Consider the following 20,488-nt stretch of genomic DNA (forward strand, 5'->3'; position numbering starts at 1 on the left):
TGTGTGAAGACACCTGAAAATGTACGAGAGTAACATTAATGACAAAAAAATGATCAGAATTCGGAGAACATCGAGATGAGGAGGACATATGAAAACAACCAAGGTCTCATTTTTTGTACTATCACTAATTCTGCTCCTAGTGGCGGGGGTGTCCGGATGGTCGGGGGATGCCAAGGCAAATTCCAATTCAGGCAAGACTTATGTGATTGGCACGGACATCACTTTTGCACCGTTTGAATATCAAGATGAAAATGGTGATTTTGTAGGCATCGATATGGATTTGCTGGATGCGATCGCCAAAGACCAGAACTTCAATTATCAAATCAAAGCTCTGGGATTTAATGCTGCTGTGCAAGCGCTTGAATCCAATCAGGTGGATGGCGTCATTGCCGGGATGAGTATCACCGATGAACGAAAACAAAAGTTTGATTTCTCAGAGCCTTATTATCAATCAGGCGTAGTAATGGGTGTTAGCGTAAATAACGATACCGTGAAAAGCTACGAAGATCTCCGCGGAAAAAAGGTCGCTGTGAAAACGGGCACAGAGGGGTACAGCTTTGCTGAATCCATTGCCTCAAAATATGGTTTTACCATTGTTCCATTCGATGATTCTTCGCAAATGTATGATGATGTGAAAACTGGAAACTCGGTTGCATGTTTTGAAGATGAACCTGTTCTAAGATTTGGAATAAAACAAAATAACGGTTTAAAAACCGTTACCGCTAGAGAAGACGGGGCTTCTTACGGATTTGCGGTAAGTAAAGGTAAGAATCAGGAACTACTTAAGATGTTTAACGAGGGTTTAACGAATATTAAGGCTAACGGCGAGTATAAGCGCATTACCGTGGAATATGTTGGTGAGAATGCCACTGTCGCAAATCAGGGCCGTTGGGAATTAGTCCAAAAATCACTGCCCGCACTGTTCAAAGGTATGGGGAAAACACTCTTGTATACGATTATTTCGCTGTTTTTCGCCTTTATCATCGGCTTGATCTTTGGCTTTATGAAAGTAGGTCAAAATAAGTTCCTTCGTGTTGTGGCTACAGTATTTGTGGATATTTTCCGCGGCGTGCCGTTGATTGTCCTGGCATTCTTCATCTATTTCGGGATTCCGCAAGCCTTGGGATTCACCATGCCGCTGTTCCTGGCCGCCATTCTGACGCTGAGTTTGAATGCAGGGGCTTACGTAACGGAAATTATTCGTGGGGGTATTCAATCGATTGATCGTGGACAGATGGAGGCCGCCCGTTCATTGGGACTTCCTTATCGCAAAGCCATGATGAAAATTGTAATTCCTCAGGCTATACGGGTAATGATTCCTTCATTTATTAATCAGATGGTTATTACATTGAAAGATACATCGATCTTGTCCGTCATTGGCCTGGTAGAGTTGACGCAATCCGGTAAGATTGTTATCGCAAGAACATTCGCCTCTTTTGACATCTGGTTAACCGTTGCGATCATGTACCTGATTGTTATTATCACATTGACTAAGATTGCTGATTATCTGGAGGTGAAGGTTCGTCGTGGGTAAAATTAAAGTTGAAGGATTACAGAAAAGTTTTGGCACAAATCAAGTGCTGAAAGGCATCGATATATCGGTTAACGAAGGTGAAGTGGTCTGTGTCATCGGACCTTCCGGTTCAGGTAAAAGTACGTTTCTTCGTTGCATTAACCAGTTAGATGAGCTCACAGCTGGACGGGTTATCGTAGATGATCGGGATCTGAATGATCCCAAAACGAACATTAACAAAGCACGAGAAAATATCGGCATGGTGTTTCAGCACTTCAATCTGTTTCCCCATTTCAGTGTACTGAAAAACATCATGTTTGCTCCGAGAGAACTCGGAATATTAAAAGAACAGGAAGCACGCGATACGGCGATGCGTTTGCTTGATCGGGTTGGTTTGTCGGATAAAGCAGAGAGTTATCCCAACCAACTTTCGGGCGGGCAAAAGCAGCGTGTAGCAATTGCTCGTGCACTTGCCATGAATCCGGACGTTATGTTGTTCGATGAACCGACTTCGGCGCTTGACCCCGAGATGGTTGGCGAAGTTCTCGGTGTAATGAAGGATCTTGCGAGCGAAGGAATGACGATGATTATTGTAACCCATGAAATGGGATTTGCCCGTGAAGTTGCGGATCGGGTTGTCTTTATGGATGGTGGTTATGTTGTAGAGCAGGGCACTCCGGATGAAATATTCGGAAATCCGAAGAATGAACGGACGATCAGCTTCCTGGAGAAAGTACTCTAAAATGCCAAATCAAAACCCTTCAAGATCAGTTCTTGAAGGGTTTTTGGTCATGGTTTCCTATTACATATCCAAATGGAAGCTCTTCAACGAATTTGAAGTCATTTGCATGTTTTTAGCATAATCGATTTGAAAAATACAGGAGTAAATCACGTTTAATACATAATCAAAGGCAATTTGTGATGAAAATGTACCAATCTTTGCGTGTTTTGTTTCATCATTCGGCACTTGGATACAGATCGTACTCATGTGGGCCAACTCACTTTGATGGTTCGCAGTAATCGTAATGAATGGAATGTTTTCTCGCGAGAAGTGTTGAGCTGCTTTTAGGAAAATGGGTGATTTTTCATGGTAGGTCAAAAAAATGGCGCAGTCCTGGGACGTAAGGTTTATGGTGTGGTAGGCCCATTCGGACAGCTCTGTTGTGATCACAACGTATTTATTGATTTTAATCAATTTATTCTGAAAGCTCTTCGCGCGAATTTGAGAATCCCCCAACGCATAGATGAAGATTCGTTTCGCATGATCCAGCAAATGGGCTGCTTCGGAAAGAGAGGCTTCATCCATAAAAGCAAAGTTTTTCTCAATCGTTTCTTTCATTAATTCAGCAATATCTTTTGCCACCTGGAGTGAAGATTCACCAAGAGCGAACGGATAATTGGGATCAATATTGGAGATGTTCTGAGCATCCTGCTGAAACTCTCGGGCAAGCTTAATACTGAACTCCTTAAACCCTGAAAGTCCAAGCTTATGAGTTAAGCGATTGATGGCAGAATGTGACGTGTATGTAGCTTTGGCAAGCTCTTGAATATTCAAATGAAGCATTAGCTCCTTATGAGTCAGAATATAAGAAGCGATGCTTTTTTCATTTGGTGTAAAGTTGTTCATGTCTGTTAATTGGGTCAATATTTTCAACAGGTTCACCCCGGATTCGTAAAAATAACGTTGATGTAGAGCGTTTAGTGAACATTTTGTTTAAAAAGAGGGCATCTGAATTACAAAACATTGGTCAAATGTACCGTAATCTCTTCAAAGCTCCTCCAGCGGATTTTCTTCTCCTATAATAAATGAAAAGAGCCTAAGGGGGAATTCATATGTTGACTATCGGTTATATTGGCAATGGCAAAAGTACAAATCGTTATCATCTTCCTTTTTCATTGAATCGGGATCATTTGAAAGTAAAAATGATATATGCCCGTAGTCCAGAGAAAACAGAGTGGGAGAAAGCTCCTAACGTTCTGTATACAGATAATCTTGCAGCTTTAATGAATGACGATGACATTCAGTTGGTCGTGGTCTGTACACATACCGAATCCCATTATGAGTATGCAAAGATGGCGCTTGATCACGGAAAACATGTCCTTGTTGAGAAACCTTTCATGCTGACCAAAGAACAAGCCGAATCCATTTTCCAGTACGCAAAAGAAAAAAATCTATTGATTCAATGTTATCAGAACCGACGTTATGATTCAGATTTTCTGACGACCAAGAAAGTAATTGAATCAGGAAAGCTGGGCGATCTGCTGGAAGTGGAGATGCATTACGATTATTATCGACCGGAGATCCCGAATGCTACCCCCCATTTTTCCAAATACAAAAGTTATTTATACGGGCACGGTGTTCACACCATTGACCAGGTATTATCCTATTTTGGGCAACCGGACAAGATACATTACGATGTTCGTCAATTGCTGGGACCTGGCAGAATGAATGATTATTTCGATCTGGACTTTTATTACGCGTCTCTCAAAGTATCGGTAAAATCGAGCTTTTTCCGTTTAAAGCCCCGCCCGAGTTTTGTGGTTTATGGCAAAAAGGGAGTATTCGTAAAACAAACAGAGGATCGCCAAGAAGAACACCTGAAGTTATTTTACCTTCCCAAAGGACATCCCGATTTTGGTAAGGATTTATCTCAGCATTATGGCATACTGACGTATCTGGATGACGAAGGTGTTTATCATGAAGAAAAAGTGGTCTCTGAACAAGGTGATTATGCAAGAGTGTACGACGATATCTATGAAGCAATTATGCATGGCAGAGAAAAAGTGATTCAAGATAAAGAAACGATAGCCGTTATGGGAATATTGGAAAAAGGTATGGAGGAGTGTAACTGACATGAAATTGGGAATTGTCGGAGCCGGAATGATTGTAAGGGATTTATTAAGCTTTATTCATGAAATCCCTGTAATTACGTTGGAGGCCATCTGTTCCAGACCTGGTCATCAGGATAAATTGTTGTCTCTGCAAGAACAGTATGGTATTTCACAAATATATTCGGAGTACAGCGATATGATTGCATATGATGAAGTGGATACGATCTATATCGGACTTCCAAATCATCTTCATTATGCATATGCCAAAGAAGCGTTATTGGGCGGCAAACATGTTATCTGTGAGAAACCGTTTACTTCCAACCTGCAACAATTTCTTGAACTTAAAGAGATTGCACAACAAAAACAGTTAGTATTGGTCGAAGCCATCACAAACCAATATTTGAAGAACTATTTGTCCATGAGGGAGTATCTGCCCAAACTGGGTGACATCAAAATCGTAGAGTGTAACTATTCCCAATATTCATCCCGCTATGCAGCTTTTCAGGCTGGAGAAGTGCTGCCAGCATTTAATCCAGAAATGTCTGGTGGAGCCTTGATGGATATTAATTTGTATAATATTCATCTAGTTGTAGGGCTTTTCGGGAGCCCGAAGAAGGTGGAGTATTGGGCTAATATGGAACGGGGGATTGACACTTCAGGTATGTTGCTTTTGGACTACGGTGAGTTCAAGTGTGTTTGCATTGGTTCCAAAGACAGCACAGCTCCCAATGCAACGAACATCCAGGGCAATAGAGGGTATATCCATATGACGAGCTCGGCCAACAAATGTGAATCCTTTGATCTTGCGCTTCATAAGGAAACGCCGATTCGGGTAGATGTTAGGGATCATCCTCATCGCATGTATGACGAGTTTGTTGAATTCGAGCGTATGATTCGTGAACAAGATTTGGAGAAAGTCACAGCTATGCTTGAGCATAGCGAGAAGGTGATGGAGGTTATTGAACAAGCCAAACAATCTGCCAATCTTGTATTTGGACCTGATCGATAATATATTCTGAAATTTCAGAATGATTGTATTGTAACTTTTGGTGCATTTCCCAGGATGACATGTTAAAATGCTGTGAATGATATATAAGTTATATTGTCATTGAACCGATAACAGTCTTCTTGGGGAGTATTGCATGATAACGATTAAAGATGTAGCAAAGTTGGCGGGCGTCGCGAGTTCAACCGTATCCTATGTGCTCAACGGCAAAAAACATGTAAGTGAGCACACCAGGCAGAAAGTACTTGCAGCTGCAAGTGAGCTTAATTATATCAAGCATGGAGCCGCATCTGAATTAAAGCGAAAACACACACAAACGATCGGTGTTATTGTTCATGATATGTCCGTCCCCTATTTTTCCGAATTGGTGAGTGGAATTGAATCAAGCGCCATAAGTCAGGGATACGACCTGATTGTATGCAGTTCTTTAGGTGGTGAACGATCGACAGCCGCACGCTACATCAGAGAAAGAAGGCTGGACGGTGTAATTGTAATCGCTGAAAATATTGAAGATGAATTGTTGTTACAGGCTGCTGAAACAGGATTCCCCATTGTTGTGATGGATCGGGAACTCCATAATAAGCATATAGTAAATGTTCTGATGGATGATGAGCAGGGTGGTTATTTGGCGACTCGTTTCCTTCTGGATAAAGGCCATCGTGAAATAGCCTATATCAGCGGACCTTTAAGTTCGGATTGTAATCAGATGCGATATCAGGGTTATCTGAGAGCTATGCATGAAGCCGGAGTGGAAGAGAATGAAGATTGGAGACTGGGCGGACAATTTCTGAAAACAGGTGGTTACAATGCAGCAAAGTTGCTAATGGAAGGAGAGCTTCCAACGGCAGTCTTTTTTGCGAATGACGAAATGGCTATTGGAGGATTGGAGGCATTTAAAGAACACCAGGTCTCCATACCTGAAGATCTATCTGTTATCGGATTTGACAACATTCATATATCCGAATACTTAAATCCACCTCTTACCACTTTTCGACAACCCAAAACAGATGCCGGTTCTCTTGCGGGGCATGTTCTAATTCAAATGTTAAAAGGAGAGGCTGTAGAATCGATATATAGGATCAACATTCAGTGTGTCGAGCGTGACTCTGTAACGCATTTATTATTAGATGATAAAAAGGCGGACTGCTCATGTCCATGAGAAGCGGAAAAATAATCAAAGCACCACAAGAGTTGGAACGTGCACCAGACAAGCAAGGCAGCTTAAAGCAGAATGGTTTGTCAGTCATCAAGTTCTGTCTGCATACACAGGGAACAACAGGTTCCTATTTTCTGAAAGACCACATGTTGCTATTCGTTAAATCAGGCGTGTATACGGTTCAATTCAAGAATCAGGAGTACACCGTGCGCAGCAATGAAATGGTGTTTCTACACAAATCGATTCGCATTGATTACATAAAGTCTGGTGAACCGGGCTCTGAATTCATGCTGGACTATATGATGTTTTTCCTCAATGAAAAGATGCTTGAGGAGTTTGTTCAGTTTTCGGGTTTCAAACCGGGCTATACTGTGAATGGAATTACTCCGGTGTCCATTATGCAGGTCAATGAACTCACCCGCTCATATATAGCGTCATTGAAACCTTATTTCGAGAATCCAGACGAAGTAAAAGACGGATTGATCCGGCTCAAGTTCATGGAACTTTTGTTTCATCTGGCGCACACCAATGATCATTTCCTGTATCAACTCCTGCAACCAAATACTGAGAGAAACAGTAACCTCGAAAAATTGATGGAGGAGAACATCACGAACCCCATCTCCATCAGTGATCTTGCCTATTTATCCGGCAGGAGTCTGTCCAGCTTCAAAAGGGATTTTCAGACCGTATATCACACTTCGCCCCTGAAGTGGATTCGTAATCAAAGGCTGGATAAAGCCAAAAAACTGTTGGCAGAGACGTCTCTATCTGTCACGGATGTCTGTTTCTCAACAGGCTTCGAGAACGTTGCTCATTTTTCCAAAGTATTCAAACTCCAGGTTGGCCTTCCTCCATCGGAGTTTAGACTGCAAAGTAAACAGAGTGAGGAAAAGATCAAGTAAGCTCATCTGAACCTCTTCAGTCTCTTGAAAAGATAATTATAGTTATGTACCGCTTCTGTCAAAGCGCTTCGCGATAAAATGTCGTGAAACGCTTTTTTTGTTTATCTTTAAAGACAAATGGGCTAAATAAACAAATCAAATGAACTTTATAGCAAAGAAACGCATCTGTTTTCTTGTTACTCTTGACTCATGGGTACGACGTTGTGGACATCCAAAAGAACTGAGGAGAGGATTAAATAATGGAATATGTGAAATTGGGAAATACGGGCATGGATGTATCTCGATTGTGTCTTGGCTGCATGGGGTTTGGAGAACCAGGGCGTGGGTTTCATCAATGGGTATTGGATGAAGAGAATAGTCGTCCTGTCATTCAAAAAGCTGTGCAGTTAGGGATTAATTTCTTTGATACAGCAAATGTTTATGCAGGGGGAACAAGTGAGGAGATTCTGGGGCGGGCGCTCAAGGACTACGCAAATCGAGATGAAATTGTCCTTGCGACAAAAGTGTTTTCTCGCATGCATGATGGTCCGAATGGCGCCGGACTCTCTCGAAAGGCAATCATGAGTGAGATCGACAAGAGCCTCAAAAGACTGGGAACTGATTATGTGGATCTGTATCAAATTCACCGCTGGGACAACCATACCCCTATTGAAGAGACCATGGAAGCATTACATGATGTGGTGAAGTCAGGGAAGGCAAGATATATTGGCGCTTCTGCGATGTCAGCATGGCAATTCCAAAAGGCTCTATATGTCGCTGAGAGAAATGGATGGACACGCTTTGTATCGATGCAGAACCACTATAACCTGATCTACCGTGAAGAGGAAAGAGAAATGATGCCTCTTTGTCAGGAAGAGAAAATCGGTGTAATCCCATATAGTCCGCTTGCTTCTGGACGATTGACCAGAGATTGGCAGGAAACAACACAACGTTCCGAAACGGATCAGGTTCAAAAGGCAAAATATGATGCGACAGCCAGCACCGATCGATTGGTAGTAGAGCGGGTCGCAGATATCGCAGAAAAACGCGGTGTTCCCCGTGTCCAAATCGCTCTGGCTTGGCTGCTGCACAAGGATCCGGTTACAGCTCCAATTATTGGCGCTACAAAGATATCTCATCTCGAAAATGCAGTTGAAGCTCTTACGATTACGTTAACACCAGAAGAAATTACATGCCTGGAAGAGCCGTATGTTCCTCATCCGGTATATGGGCTTAATGTTGGATTTAAGTCATAGCAACATACGAAGGATGAGTTAACAGCCTCCGAAAGTTATTCGGCGGCTGTTCTTAATTCAAAGCATCCAGAGTTTGTTTTTCAAGCTTATACGAATTTTTTTGCTTTCACTCTGATGATAATTTCTGGAATAGTTAGCAGTAACGCAATAGATCCATATATACCTATAGTGTAGCTTGTAGCATAAATGAATCCGAATCCCTGATAGAAAAGGGAAGTGATGAGGTGAATTAACATGTTCGTGAAACAGAAGGCATAACTTCGAATCATCCAATTCCGGTGTTGAATCATTCTTTTCCGTTTAATCTGAATGAGAGCTGTAATCGTAATGAATAGCCAGATGATATTAAGTGCATTGAAGCCCATGCTGCTTATTTTCCCGCCAGTGGCGTAAGGGGCCATATAACCGGATGTCAGTACAACAAGCACTACGGACACAATGTATACATAACCATTTATGCGGTGGAACCTGCGGCTCTTTTCAAAAATCCGATTAGAGAAATTAACTAATCCAGACGCCATGGCCAAACATGCAAATGCTACATGAACGTACATGACATTTAACCAGATTGGAAGCTGAAGTTCACGTTTTAAACCCGTCTTATGACTTAAAAATTCGGAGGCTTGTGGATCTAACCAATAGTTCTTCACCAAAGCATACACAATAAATAATATGCTGACGCAGGCCAGCCAGCCGTATAGTGTTCCTCGTTTCTTCATATCCATTTACAACTCCCGAGACTCCTTTTTTTGTACCTGGTGAACTGGACTATTTACTCGTCTTCCTGTTAATTTGGAAGCAGGAAGCAGGCCAGCCTTTGCAATACCGTTCATCTGATCTCCTTCTACGGTAACTTCGAATTTTAGATTCAAACGCATGGGTTTGGTAATCGGCAGGGACCAGGTCAACTTGTTGTTGCAGATTGCAGGATTCAAAAATTGAATGGTTTCACCACCTTGTGTTGCTGTCCCCTGGATCACATCGGAACTTGTCGTTATGTAAAGCGTGACTTCCAGTTTACCGACAGGTGTAACGATTGTAGTATGCCAATTTCCGTCGAAGACGGATGTCTGTATTTTCTCATTATGCAATATGTCAGAGACTACTGCCGTTTGATTCATTACAACACTTGGTTCATTGTCTGTTAACGACTTGTGAATGCTGGGTCTCACTCCTTTCTCTCTCCAAACGGTTCCTCTTCGCTCATATTCGAATAACTGTTCTATCTCGTGTGCGATACGCGGTCCCAGTTCACGTTCGACCAGATATAGCGCAACATCGAGGCCGGAGGTTACACCACCGCCGGTAACGAGGTTGCCATCATCTACTACACGTGCGGGGATAGGAATTGCCCCAGTTGCACCAAGTAAGTCCATGCCCAAACGGTGTGTTACTGCAGGTCTGCCTTCGAGAAGCCCTCCCATGGCTAATAATAGTGAACCACCGCAGACCGTAGCGACTACGATGTCTTTGTGTTCGAGAGCTGCTTTGATCTTTGTGGTTAATTCCGTATTCATGGCTTTGCCCAGTATAACTGGAATCGAGTCTGGACCATCCCCTTCAACATCACCGGCTGCGCCTGGCACAAGTATGATACCCTGACGTTCCAGGTCCAGTGTGTCGTTCGCCTCAATGGTCAATCCGTTCATCCCGCTAGTCACAGATCTTGGCCCTTCTGCCGTGACCAGTTCTACCCTTATTGCGTTGTTGGTATGCATGGAAGCGGCACAAAATACTTCGTAAGGTGCAATAGCATCCAATAGATCAAAGCCATCATACAACACGATTTGAACAGTTAACATCAAAAAATCCCCCTCATCTTTAACGGTGTGCCGGCACCTAGAATCATAACAAATGAATATCTCAAAGGAAGTCGTAGAAAGGTCACAAAATGATAAACAAATCATCACAAAATCTAACCTCGTCTTGGTAATCGAAGAAAACATGATAAACTGAATGGCAGAGGTGAGATAAACATGAGTACAAATCAGACAATACTTGTTGTAGATGATGACCGGAGTATCGTCGAACTATTAAGAGACTTTCTAGAGAACGACCATTTTCACGTAAAGACTGCTTGTGATACGGAGCAAGCGTGGACCATAATTCAACAACATTCTATAGATTGCATTGTTCTGGACATCATGATGCCGGGACAAAACGGATTTGAGTTATGCCGTCGAATTCGAGGGGAAAGCAATGTTCCAATCCTTTTCTTGAGTGCACGCAGTGATGATGTGGACAAGATCCGTGGCCTGACGCTCGGCGGCGATGATTATATCGTCAAAACGGCTTCGCCTGGAGAAATTGTTGCTAGAGTGAAAGCTGTTTTGAGGCGCACCAGTTCAAGGCAAACCATGGAGGGGAAGGTGTTGGATTACGGCCGAATTCAGTTAAATCTGTCCGCAAGAGAAGTCCTGGTCGAAGGGGGAAAAGTCGAGCTTACGCCTAAAGAATATGAGTTACTGCGATTATTTGCTGAACACCCAAGACATGTTTTCTCGTACGAACAGTTACTTGCAAAGTTTTGGGAGGGTGTAGGCGACAGGCATACCATTCGGGTTCATCTGAGCCGGCTTCGTGAAAAAATTGAATCCGATCCAAACCATCCACAATTCCTCATCAACGTGTGGGGAGTAGGATACCGCTTTGAGGGAGTGTAACATGAGAAAACTTCGCATTCGTACATTTACTATGCTTTGCCTATTCTTCTTGCTTACGATGCCTTGGATCTTTTTTGTCACGGCTCACTTTATGGACACTCAGTCGTTTAGCATCTCTACTAGCCAACAGCAAAATAAAACGCTGCAAAGACATCTGAGCGAGATGATTCACACGATTGAAGCTGGCACGGATAAATGGACGGATACCGGTTGGCAAAACGACCTTCATACCAAGTTGAGCAAAGCAAAGATGGATGTGGTGATTGAATCTGCGTCCAATTCGGAAATATATCGTTCCGCCCAAAAGCACCATAGTAGATTATCGTCGACTGAACAGTTTTCTGTCATAAAAGATGGACAATTACTGGGAAGGGTAGTTCTTTATCTTCCCCAATCCAACGGAGTTCCAATGCTTGCAGCATTTATCGGGCTGCTGCTTGCTTTCTTTGTGGTTGGAGTTGAAATGAGACGATTCCTCCTTAAACCGCTTGAGAAGATGAGCAAGGCGGCCAGACAAATTGCAGCAGGGCATTGGGAAGTTCAGTTACCCAACTCCAGAATCACGGAAATTGCCGAAGTCCGGGACGGATTTGAGGTTATGGTAAAAGGACTCGAGCAATCCCACCGGAAACAAGCGGAGCTCGAGGAAGAACGCAGATTTGTCATTGCTGCCGTTGCACATGATTTACGCACACCGTTGTTTGCATTGCGAGGATATTTGGATGGATTGGAACAAGGTATAGCTCAGTCACCGGAGAAGGTCACCCGCTATATCGCCGTATGCAAAGAGAAATCCGCTCAATTGGATCGATTGGTTGAAGACCTTTTCACTTATACAAAAATGGAGTACTTGGAAAGTGAACTTAACACGCAAACGATAGATTTAACGCAGATCCTTCGAAAGTCGATTGACAGTTTGAGTCCGCTAGCTGATCAAAAACATATTTCTATCTTAAAGCAATTAACAGAAGGTTGTTTCATTAACGGAGATTCACATGTACTGGAGCGTGCGATGAACAATGTGTTGGAAAATGCTGTTAGATACACACCTTCAGGTGGAAAAATAACGGTCCAATGTTGTAAAGATGACAACAAAATTAAAATGATGATACGCGACACCGGACCTGGCTTCTCTTCTGAAGAACTAGAGCGCGTTTTTGAGCCCCTGTATCGTGGGGAAGCGTCACGAAGTCGTGCAACCGGGGGCAGTGGATTAGGACTAACGATCTCGCAACGAATTATGAAGCAGCATGGAGGCGAGCTTATGGTAAGCAACCACCCTGACGGTGGGGCAGTTCTGACGGGATGGTTACCTCGATATAATGCATGATTTGTTTAATGAGTTAGATGTACTATGTTAATACGTTTAAACTCTTAAACGCATTGGAGTGGTTTAAATGCAAGCCATGGTAATTGAGAAATACGGGAAGAATGTTCCCTTGATACAGAAAAAAATGCCTACTCCTCCAATCGGAGATCATGATGTATTGGTAGAAATCCATGCAGCAAGCTTGAATCCGATTGATTATAAAATAAAAGAGGGCAAGGTTGGTAAACAGGTGAACGCTTATAAACCTGGAGATGAGGTATATGGCAGACCCCGCAAAGACCGAATTGGGACTTTGGCTGAATACATTGCTGTCCATGAAGAGACATCTCGCTGAATTAATTATCGTAAAGAAAATTTTGAAGAAATGCTGTCGGGATATGATGCGGTGTATGACACAATAGGAGGCGAGGTATTGGAAAAATCCTTTCAAATACTTAAGCCCTATGGAAAAATAGTATCTATTTCCGGCTTGCCGAACGCGAGATTCGGGCGAGAAGCCAACTTGGGCTGGTTAAAGACAACACTGCTGTCGATTGTGAGCCATAAGATTACAACTCTTGAGGAGAAAAACCAAGCAAGATATCATTTTCTCTTTATGAAACCAAGCGGGAGGCAATTAGAGCGAATAAAGGATTACTTGGAGGAAGGTCTCATTAAACCGGTTAATGATAAGATATATGATTTCAAGGACGTCGGGCAAGCGTTTCAATATCTTGAAGGGGGAAGTGCCAAAAGGGAAGGTTATCGTTAAAATGAAGTAAGAGTTCAATGGAGATGAATACCGTTCTTGTCCGAATTGAGGACAAGAACGGTATACTATAATTCTCTTTATTTGATCGGTATCCAGATTTGAGGTGGCTGGTGAGGTCCTGGATATACTTCAAGCTCAGGTATACCTGCATGCTCGTAAGGATTGGAAGGGAACCATTCGGAAATAATCCGCTTCCATAAGCGCTGCATACTTTCCGGCATCGGACCTTCGACTTCAAAAATACTCCATTTGGAAGCCGGAATTGTGAATGATGATAATCCTTCAGGCAATTCACCATCATAAGCCGTAGCAATCCAGTATTCCATCTGCTTCTCCTGGATTTCGTTCTGATCCACACAGACGCCTAGCAATCCTTGAATTACACCATTATTCAATTCAAATAAACGATCTTCTGTACCACTTGTATACGCATCCTGCCACATCTTGGCTATGCCTCGTAAGTTTTCCCCATCGATATAAGAGAAAGCCTGCTTTATTCCAACTAAGGTAAACGCAGCTTGTTCAACAATTCTGTGATTCATCGGCTCTGCTCCTTTTAGACTTAATTGAATAACCAAACGATTATACGATTTGACAGAAGTACTGTTCTTTCGCACTTCACTGGGGGCAATTCCGTGCTGCCTACGAAAAGCTTTGGAGAAAGATTCAGGAGTGTCATAACCATACTTGAGCGCCAGATCAATGATTTTATGATCACTCTGTATCAGTTCATTGGCTGCCAAGGTTAACCGTCTTCGTCTGATATATTCGGCTACCGTAACATCAGTTAATAAGGCAAACGTACGTTGGAAATGAAAGGGGGAAATATGAGCTTGAGCTGCAATTTGCTCCATAGTCATATTTTCGAGTAAATGTTCTTCCATATATGCAATAGCTACCTGTAATGATTCAATCCAGTTCATACGGTTAACCACTCCTTGATTCCTATAATAGATGAAGACTGATTCAAGAACCTGTCATTATGTGCTATCATTTGTCCGGTTAGGGAAAGAGGGAGAGGGAAACCCAATACACTACGTAAAAAAGATGACCCCTGATAAATTCAAAGGCCATCTTTTGAAAAAAAGAATTGAACGAAAAATAACGCTATGATATAATCGTTAGCGCTATTGACAAACAAAATCAAAGTATGTATTTATTTTTATCCCTACTTTAATTTTACATCTGGAATTTTGATTTGTCAATGCTCTTTTTCGCCCCAAAAATTGGAAGAGGAGTGGTTTGGAGAGATGCAAACGAAGGATTGGCGTATGGAACAGGAGCGGCTGGAGTCTGTAAGAAACAAACTGCAGGTCAGAATTGCAGAATTGGAGCCAGAGGTTGCGGGAATGCGTGACCAGGCTACGGAAATTCGCAAGCGCTTTTGGGAAGAGGTTACGATCAACACAAGCACCCATGAAGATTTCGAAGAGACCTTCTACACCATAAACCAGCAGTCTGCAGTATTGGCCGAGCGGGAACGCGGTCACATGCGGTTGACGCAGCAATGGAATAACATGAACCGTTTGCGCCCATCCCCTTATTTTGGACGCATCGACTTCCATGAGAAAGGTCTTGAATTCAGCGAACAGATCTATATCGGGGTATCCTCTTTTGTTGACGAAGACGGATTGAACTTCCTAATCTATGATTGGCGTACACCGATCGCGAGCATGTACTACGACTCTTCTCCCGGAGCAGCATCCTATGTGACGCCAATCGGACAAATTGATGGCACAATGGAGCTCAAACGGCAATTTCAGATTCATAACGGACAAATCCGCAACATGTTTGATGCAAACGAAACGATCGGAGACCAATTGTTGCAGCAAGTGCTCGGCAAAGGTGCAGATTCACAAATGAAAAGTATCGTGGCAACTATTCAGAAGGAACAAAACGCCATCATTCGTAATGATGCAAGTCGAATGCTTATCGTACAGGGAGCAGCCGGTAGTGGTAAAACTTCCGCAGCCTTGCAGCGGGTGGCGTACTTATTGTACAAACATCGCCAGGCGATCAGCGCTGATCAAATCGTACTTTTCTCACCCAATCCAATGTTTGGCAGTTATATTTCCACTGTTCTTCCGGAGCTTGGTGAAGATAATATGCAGCAGACCACTTTTCAACAATTTCTCGACTATTGGCTTGGATCTTCGCTGCGTCCGGAGGATATCTTTGATCAGATTGAATATGTACTGACCGCGCATGAAGCTCCAGGCTACGAGGCTCGGCTTCAGGGGATCGAATATAAAGCTTCCGATGCTTTTCTGCAAGCCTTGCAGAATTATGGAAATTGGTTGGGACAGGAAGGCATGCAGTTCAACACCATTCGGTTTCGGAACCGTGATTTGATTACTGAGGAGCAGATGAGAGCCAAATTTTACGGTTATGATCGTTCCTTGCCCTTGTTAAATCGCGTTGTACTCTTGCAGGAATGGCTGCTGAAAGAACTGGCTTCCCTTGAACGCCTGGAACGTGAAGAACCGTGGGTACAGGAAGAATTGAATTATCTCGACAACGATCAGTATGCGGATATCTTCGAGGTGCTTCATAAAGACAAGGAAGTATTTGATATCGCGGAACAATACGCCCAAATTCGTGAGAAAATAAGCAACAAGCGTCGGGAAGATGAAGGTGACTTTGACTTTGCCCAAAAGGAGGAGGAATTGCTCAGCCGTAAGATCGTGAAGGAACGTTTTATCCCACTGCGAAAAGGTATTAAGAAATTCTCGTTTGTTGATATCAAAGGTATATATGGTGAATTATTTGTTGATGAAGCCGCTTATCGAGAGAAAACGAAAGCTGCGGATATTCCGCCACTATGGTCTGAGATATGCAGTCAAACCAGAGAAAGCCTGCTGCGGAACGAGTTGTTCCACGAGGATGCAACTCCCTATTTGTATGTAAAAGAACTGATTGAAGGTGTTCGGACGAACACAGAAATCAAGTATGTCTTCGTTGATGAGGGTCAGGATTATTCAACATTTCAATATGAATATCTCAAAAAACTGTTTCCTCGTGCCCGTATGACCGTGCTCGGCGATTTTGGGCAAGCGATCTTCACGCAGTCTACCCATTTGACCGCAGCTGATTCACCACTGGTCCGTCTTTACGGTGAAGCCGAAACAAGCCTTTTCTCCCTAGTACGCAGTTATCGCTCTACGAAGGAGATCGTTGAATTTACAAGAGCGATGCTTCCAGAAGGAGATGAAATTGTACCATTTGAAAGAAAAGGTCTAAAGCCTCAGTTGAAGAAAAGCAATGATAGAGAAAAGCTGGATGCACAAATGGTCGCAGATATCGCTGCGTTAAGAGCCGAGGGCTTTGATTCCATCGCGATCATAACGAAGACAGCCGCCGAATGTCAAAAAGCCTGTGAATCATTACAGAATCAAGGAGGCGAAGCTTTACAACTCGTTACGAAGGAGACGTTCAACTTCGAAAAAGGTGTGATGGTCATTCCTGTGTATCTCGCCAAGGGTGTTGAGTTCGATGCAGTTTTGATATATGATGCCTCGTCCGGAGCTTATGGCCGAGACAATGAACGCAAGCTTCTTTATACGGCGTGTACGCGGGCTATGCATCGCCTTCATCTGTATACGACGGGGGATTGGTCGCCTTTTGTGCAGGCTTTGCCAGGGGAGTTGTACGAGGAATGGAACGCTCATACATCGGAGTGAATTTGCAGCATATGCGAGCGAACCAAGCGCTTTAAGTAACAAAAGCGGAATTAGTCATCATCTCACTGAGTCAATCCAATAAAGAAACAAAAGTCGCCTTTTTGGCGACTTTTTTATTCCAAACTATTTTTAGAGACGGACTTGTTACCAACGACCTTTGGATTATTTCCTTATTGTTATACTCAGCATGACTATTATTATATGGGTGGACTGGGACTACGGTTATATAATAGTCATACGAACCAGAAGAATAGATTACATGAAGCAAGCAATGGAGGAGTTAAGATCATGTTAACCAAAATGAATTTGCAGGGAAGCTGGGAGCTTCAACTTGATGAACATAAACAAGGCGTTCAGGGTCCATTTGACGACACCATAGTACTGCCGAATACGACTTCTCATGCACGCAAAGGACAAAAGAGTGACGTGGTTCATATCGGGTCTTTAACCGATGAATATTCATTTGAAGGGTGGGTATGGCTGACACGGGAAATTGATATACCAGCTGTGCTTGCTGGCGTGAGATGCAGTTTGTATCTGGAACGAACGCGCATAACCAAGTTATGGGTGGATGGCGAAGAATATGGAGCACAGGACAGTCTTAACACCCCTCATGTATACAGCTTGCCGGAAGGGCTATCGGAGGGAAAACATACCCTTACCATCCGGGTCGATAATACGGACTACCCGACGAAAGGCGGACATCTTACCTCCGTCGATACGCAGACCAACTGGAACGGGATTACCGGAAGACTGGAGCTTCATTTCTACCACGATATGCACATGGGTGAAGTACAGATCTATACTGATGCTAAAGAACGAACATTCAGAATCACAAGTACGTTGTCCAAATTGATACCAGGTACAGTATTGGCTGTTACTGCGCAAACCTACAAACCCCTCTTGGAACAGACTCATGGATATATTCCAACAGACAGAAATCATGTGGTGAATGAGCAAACCTATCCATGCAACCAGAACGAAGTTAATGTGCTCTACAAGATGGGAGACGACGTATTGCTCTGGAGTGATTCGGATCCGCATCTCTATTTGCTGACCCTTACTCTGTTAGGGGAACATGGAGATGTGCTTGATACTACCGAAATCGTAACAGGACTGCGAGATTTTGAAGCTCACGGTGATGCTTTTACCATCAATGGCCAAAAGACTTTTCTTCGCGGAAAGCATGATGGTCTAATATTTCCACAAACAGGTTACGCACCAACCGATGTGGAAGAGTGGCTGCGAATCCTGAGCATCTCCAAATCATATGGTATAAATCATTATCGCTTCCATACCTGTTGCCCGCCTGAAGCAGCGTTTACTGCTGCAGACATGCTCGGCATCTATATGGAGCCTGAATTGCCATTCTGGGGTACGATTACGGATGAACTTGACCCACAGCATAATCAGGCTGAACAGGACTATCTCATTCGTGAAGGCTTTGCCATGCTCAAGGCGTATGGAAATCATCCTTCTTTTGTGATGATGTCACTCGGTAATGAACTTTGGGGCAGTAAAGAAAGATTGAATGCCATTATCAAAGCGTATAAAGCATTTGATCCACGCCGTCTCTACACCCAGGGGTCAAACAATTTTCAATTCACTCCGCACATTCTTGAGGAAGAAGACTTTTTCTGTGGTGTGCGCTTTTCCAAAGACAGACTTTTCCGCGGATCCTATGCTATGTGTGATGCCCCGTTGGGTCATGTGCAAACCGACGTGCCTGGAACCCTGAAGGACTACGACGACATGATCTTGCCGGATGTGATGGTTTCAGAAAAAGAGGGGATTCAAGCAGGAGAATCGGAAATTCAGATTCAATATGGTACGGAAGCGAAGACCGTAAAAGCCGCTTCTGCTGAACAACAGCTCATTCCGCATTTACCCGTTATTTCCCATGAAATTGGACAATATGCCATGTACCCCAATTACGAAGAGATCGAGAAGTATACCGGTTCGTTGAAGGCTAAAAATTTCGAGGTTTTCCGGGAACGATTGCAGTCCAAGGGAATGGGACAGCTGGCTGAAGCATTTTTCCAAAGCTCTGGCAAGCTTGCCGTAGCCTGCTATAAGGAGGAGCTTGAGGCGGCATTTCGCTCCAAGCATCTGGCGGGATTTCAATTGCTTGATCTTCAGGACTTTAGTGGCCAAGGGACAGCACTGGTGGGCATTTTGGATGCCTTCATGGATTCGAAAGGGTTGGTTACTGCCGAGGAATGGAGAACGTTCTGCTCCGATGCGGTACTTCTCGCCCGATTTGAGAAATACAATTACAATTCGGGAGAAGAATTCCATGCCGACATTCAATTAAGGTACTACCGGACAGATTCGTTGAAGCGTCATACCGTGGAGTGGGAGATGCGTGATTCGGATCAACTGCTTGTACAAGGGCAAGATGAGATTTCCTTTATCTCTGGCGAGACCTGGTTTGAAATAGGCGAAATCAAGTTCAAGCTTCCTGAAGTGAAAAAGATGACGTCTGTCACTCTATCCCTGCATATTCCAGATACCGATATTCGGAAAGAATATGACCTTTGGGTATACCCTGATCATGATGTGACAGTTATGGAACATAACCACATTTATAAGGAATTGTCCAATGAAGTAATGAACTTACTGGGAAAAGGTGAGAGTGTGCTGCTTCTTCCAACACTTGAAGGTAACGACAGTTCAGTCGAAGGTACGTATTGTACTGATTTCTGGTGTTATCCGATGTTCCGGTCGATCTCGGAGAGCATGAGCAAGCCAGTGCCCGTTGGCACACTTGGCCTTCTGATTGATAACTCACACCCGGCGTTGAAGCACTTTCCAAGTGAGACGTATTCCACTTATCCATGGTGGCATATCGTCATGAATTCACGGTCTATTATTCTGGATGAGGTGGCAGAGAATGTTCGACCTTTCGTTCAAACCATTGATAATTTTGAACGGAATCATAAGCTTGGGCTGCTGTTTGAATGCCAAGTTGGAAAAGGCAAGCTGCTGGTAGGGGCGCTAAATTATAATAAATTGATCAGCCAGACAGAAGGGCGGCAATTACTATACAGTCTTGTACAATATGTTAAAAGTGAGGAGTTCCAACCAGAAGCCAAGATCGCACCGGAAGAGCTTCAACAGTTGTTGGGCTACAAATAGAAATAGGCATGATGTACATTATGAACGAGACATTAAAGAAAGCATTAACGAAAAAGGACGATGAGTAGATTACTTTATAAAATGAGAAGTTTATATTCTTAGAAACTAATAACAAGCTATCGACCTGTTTTTTACAGATCGATAGTTTTTTTGTTTACAGGTATTTAAGTTTTAAGTTTAAAGTGTCATTTCAAGTTTGTTCCATATGGTATCTCCTTCCATTGAAAAACTTCACTTAGGCAAGGTGCCTGAATTAAAAAATGTTAATGATTACAGAATTAT

The 20,488-nt window shown here is 43.2% G+C and carries 15 protein-coding genes and 1 pseudogene; 12 read left to right on the top strand and 4 right to left on the bottom strand.

The features are described from left to right. Positions 1-88: 88 nt before the first annotated feature. The gene (locus MHB49_RS16245) at positions 89-1,534 is read left to right on the top strand and encodes an amino acid ABC transporter substrate-binding protein/permease (RefSeq protein ID WP_405156879.1); all 1,446 of its coding nucleotides are present in this window, start codon (positions 89-91) and stop codon (positions 1,532-1,534) included. After that, the gene (locus tag MHB49_RS16250) at positions 1,527-2,255 is read left to right on the top strand and encodes an amino acid ABC transporter ATP-binding protein (RefSeq protein ID WP_405156880.1); all 729 of its coding nucleotides are present in this window, start codon (positions 1,527-1,529) and stop codon (positions 2,253-2,255) included. The genes MHB49_RS16245 and MHB49_RS16250 overlap by 8 nt, the downstream gene beginning before the upstream one ends. 60 nt (positions 2,256-2,315) lie before the next feature. On the opposite strand, the gene MHB49_RS16255 is transcribed toward MHB49_RS16250, so the two are convergent. Further along, the gene (locus MHB49_RS16255) at positions 2,316-3,167 is read right to left on the bottom strand and encodes a MurR/RpiR family transcriptional regulator (protein ID WP_405156881.1); all 852 of its coding nucleotides are present in this window, start codon (positions 3,165-3,167) and stop codon (positions 2,316-2,318) included. Between the two features lie 179 nt (positions 3,168-3,346). On the opposite strand from MHB49_RS16255, the gene MHB49_RS16260 reads away from it, so the two are divergent. The 5 genes from MHB49_RS16260 to MHB49_RS16280 all read left to right on the top strand — a co-directional run bounded on the left by MHB49_RS16260 (position 3,347) and on the right by MHB49_RS16280 (position 8,644). Further along, on the top strand, positions 3,347-4,366 hold the full coding sequence (locus tag MHB49_RS16260) for a Gfo/Idh/MocA family oxidoreductase (protein WP_405156882.1): 1,020 nt from the start codon (positions 3,347-3,349) through the stop codon (positions 4,364-4,366). A 1-nt stretch (position 4,367) separates the two neighbouring features. Further along, on the top strand, positions 4,368-5,354 hold the full coding sequence (locus MHB49_RS16265; RefSeq protein WP_405156883.1) for a Gfo/Idh/MocA family protein: 987 nt from the start codon (positions 4,368-4,370) through the stop codon (positions 5,352-5,354). A 133-nt stretch (positions 5,355-5,487) separates the two neighbouring features. Continuing rightward, entirely contained in the window at positions 5,488-6,510 is a 1,023-nt protein-coding gene (locus tag MHB49_RS16270) for a LacI family DNA-binding transcriptional regulator (protein WP_405156884.1), read from the top strand. Beyond that, entirely contained in the window at positions 6,501-7,409 is a 909-nt protein-coding gene (locus tag MHB49_RS16275; RefSeq protein WP_405156885.1) for a helix-turn-helix domain-containing protein, read from the top strand. Before MHB49_RS16270 ends, MHB49_RS16275 begins: the two co-directional genes overlap by 10 nt. A 239-nt stretch (positions 7,410-7,648) precedes the next feature. Then, positions 7,649-8,644, top strand: a complete 996-nt coding sequence (locus MHB49_RS16280) for an aldo/keto reductase (RefSeq protein ID WP_405156886.1) — start codon at positions 7,649-7,651, stop codon at positions 8,642-8,644. 86 nt (positions 8,645-8,730) lie between these two features. Here the strand turns inward: MHB49_RS16280 and MHB49_RS16285 are convergent, their stop codons facing one another. Both MHB49_RS16285 and MHB49_RS16290 read right to left on the bottom strand, forming a co-directional pair. After that, positions 8,731-9,363, bottom strand: a complete 633-nt coding sequence (locus tag MHB49_RS16285) for a DUF2306 domain-containing protein (protein ID WP_405156887.1) — start codon at positions 9,361-9,363, stop codon at positions 8,731-8,733. A gap of 6 nt (positions 9,364-9,369) precedes the next feature. Continuing rightward, the gene (locus tag MHB49_RS16290) at positions 9,370-10,446 is read right to left on the bottom strand and encodes a DJ-1/PfpI family protein (RefSeq protein WP_405156888.1); all 1,077 of its coding nucleotides are present in this window, start codon (positions 10,444-10,446) and stop codon (positions 9,370-9,372) included. A gap of 174 nt (positions 10,447-10,620) precedes the next feature. Between MHB49_RS16290 and MHB49_RS16295 the strand changes: the two genes are divergently transcribed. The 3 genes and pseudogenes from MHB49_RS16295 to MHB49_RS16305 all read left to right on the top strand — a co-directional run bounded on the left by MHB49_RS16295 (position 10,621) and on the right by MHB49_RS16305 (position 13,398). After that, positions 10,621-11,307 carry a response regulator transcription factor gene (locus MHB49_RS16295; protein WP_405156889.1) on the top strand — a complete coding sequence of 229 codons (687 nt, stop codon included), beginning with the start codon at positions 10,621-10,623 and terminating at the stop codon, positions 11,305-11,307. Between the two features lies 1 nt (position 11,308). After that, positions 11,309-12,637 (top strand): sensor histidine kinase, encoded by a 1,329-nt coding sequence (locus tag MHB49_RS16300; RefSeq protein WP_405156890.1) that lies wholly within the window; start codon positions 11,309-11,311, stop codon positions 12,635-12,637. Between the two features lie 67 nt (positions 12,638-12,704). Then, positions 12,705-13,398: pseudogene (locus tag MHB49_RS16305) on the top strand (NADP-dependent oxidoreductase). Between the two features lie 67 nt (positions 13,399-13,465). On the opposite strand, the gene MHB49_RS16310 reads toward MHB49_RS16305, so the two are convergent. Further along, positions 13,466-14,311, bottom strand: a complete 846-nt coding sequence (locus tag MHB49_RS16310) for an effector binding domain-containing protein (protein ID WP_405156891.1) — start codon at positions 14,309-14,311, stop codon at positions 13,466-13,468. Positions 14,312-14,638: 327 nt separating this feature from the next. On the opposite strand from MHB49_RS16310, the gene helD reads away from it, so the two are divergent. Both helD and MHB49_RS16320 read left to right on the top strand, forming a co-directional pair. Continuing rightward, positions 14,639-17,068, top strand: coding sequence for an RNA polymerase recycling motor HelD (gene helD, locus MHB49_RS16315; protein WP_405156892.1), 2,430 nt, complete (start codon positions 14,639-14,641; stop codon positions 17,066-17,068). A gap of 288 nt (positions 17,069-17,356) precedes the next feature. Then, positions 17,357-20,206, top strand: a complete 2,850-nt coding sequence (locus MHB49_RS16320; protein WP_405156893.1) for a glycoside hydrolase family 2 TIM barrel-domain containing protein — start codon at positions 17,357-17,359, stop codon at positions 20,204-20,206. Positions 20,207-20,488: the final 282 nt, after the last annotated feature.

Origin of the sequence: Paenibacillus sp. FSL K6-0108 (assembly GCF_045040695.1) — a bacterium.
Taxonomy (GTDB): Bacteria; Bacillota; Bacilli; order Paenibacillales; family Paenibacillaceae; genus Paenibacillus; species Paenibacillus pabuli_B.